Annotated in this window: 1 protein-coding gene; it reads right to left on the minus strand. The window is 36.1% G+C overall.

What is annotated here, in order from left to right; genetic code table 11:
- Positions 1-440 precede the first annotated feature (440 nt).
- Entirely contained in the window at positions 441-941 is a 501-nt protein-coding gene (locus tag V7147_RS25070; RefSeq protein WP_335370513.1) for a cupin domain-containing protein, read from the minus strand.
- Positions 942-1,130 lie beyond the last annotated feature (189 nt).

Below are 1,130 nucleotides of genomic sequence, written 5' to 3' on the forward strand. Positions count from 1 at the left end.
GACGCTGCCACAGGATGTGGCGTTTTTAGTCTTTGATCTTACTGCTCGAAAAATTTCCAATGAAAAATCGTGGCATCCGCCGGAGGCTTTGACTTTATTCAGTTGGGGTTTCGACCCCTACTGAATAAAGTTAAATCTACCTATAATGTAAAAGATATTCAGCTTTCTTCTCAAGAATCTCCGTTGCACGATAAACGCTTTAAACCAATAAAAAAACGCCTTCCCAAATCAATGGAAAAGGCATTTTACTATTATTGAAATATAGTTCCAAAAAAATCTGTTTCATTTTGCAATATTCATTTCAATCAAACGTTTGATTGGCGACCAAAACCAATTACAGCAAGCACTTTAAAATTCAATCAAGCGTTTGTTTAACCGGATTTGGATTAGCGAAATTTTAGTTGTTATATATCGATAAACGGCATTTTTGCTATTTAAATCTACTTTTTCTCCAACGCAAGCTTACGAATAGCCCCTTCATGCTGTGGATATTCTTTTAATAATTCTTCCTGCGTAAATAATTCAAAATCCTCAAATTCGAATCCTGGAGCAACCATACAGCCTACAAGTGAAAAAGTGTTTTCTTCTTTAACCGAAGACCCGAATATTGCATTTTTAGGTACAAGAACTTGTGGAACTTCTCCTTCGTCAAGATTGAGCCCCAGGTTCATTTCTTTGTATTCTCCCGATTCGTCAATGATATGGACTGTTAGTGAGCTTCCACCATGGTAATACCAAAGTTCGTCTGATTTTAATCGATGTAAGTGGGAAATATCCTCAGATCTTAATAGAAAATATATACTTGTATACAATTTCCTTTGATTCTCCTGCTTCGTATCGATCATCGCATCCGAAGCAAAAGTTTGCTTATAAAACCCGCCCTCTGGATGAGGCTCGAGCCCGAGATGGGTTATGTAAAACTCTGCGTTTTTTTCGTTCATTTTTGATACTCCTTTCATAAAAACCTAAGTACTAGTTTAACCTAAAATCGACAAGAACGTGAATGATTACCAACATTGCTGAATTATTCATACGTTAAAGGGCTTACTAATAAAAAATCGCTAAGGAATGGATCTTCTATATCTTATGAAGACCTTTAATTAAATTTTCGTGTGCGTTCGGGTCTTCAT

It is taken from the genome of Bacillus sp. JJ1521, from assembly GCF_036965165.1.
Classification (GTDB): Bacteria; Bacillota; Bacilli; order Bacillales; family Bacillaceae_L; genus Ferdinandcohnia.

Excerpts from the sequence above, each read along its gene's own strand:
- V7147_RS25070 (WP_335370513.1), bottom strand. The coding sequence starts at position 941 with ATGAACGAAAAAAACGCAGAGTTTTACATAACCCATCTCGGGCTCGAG.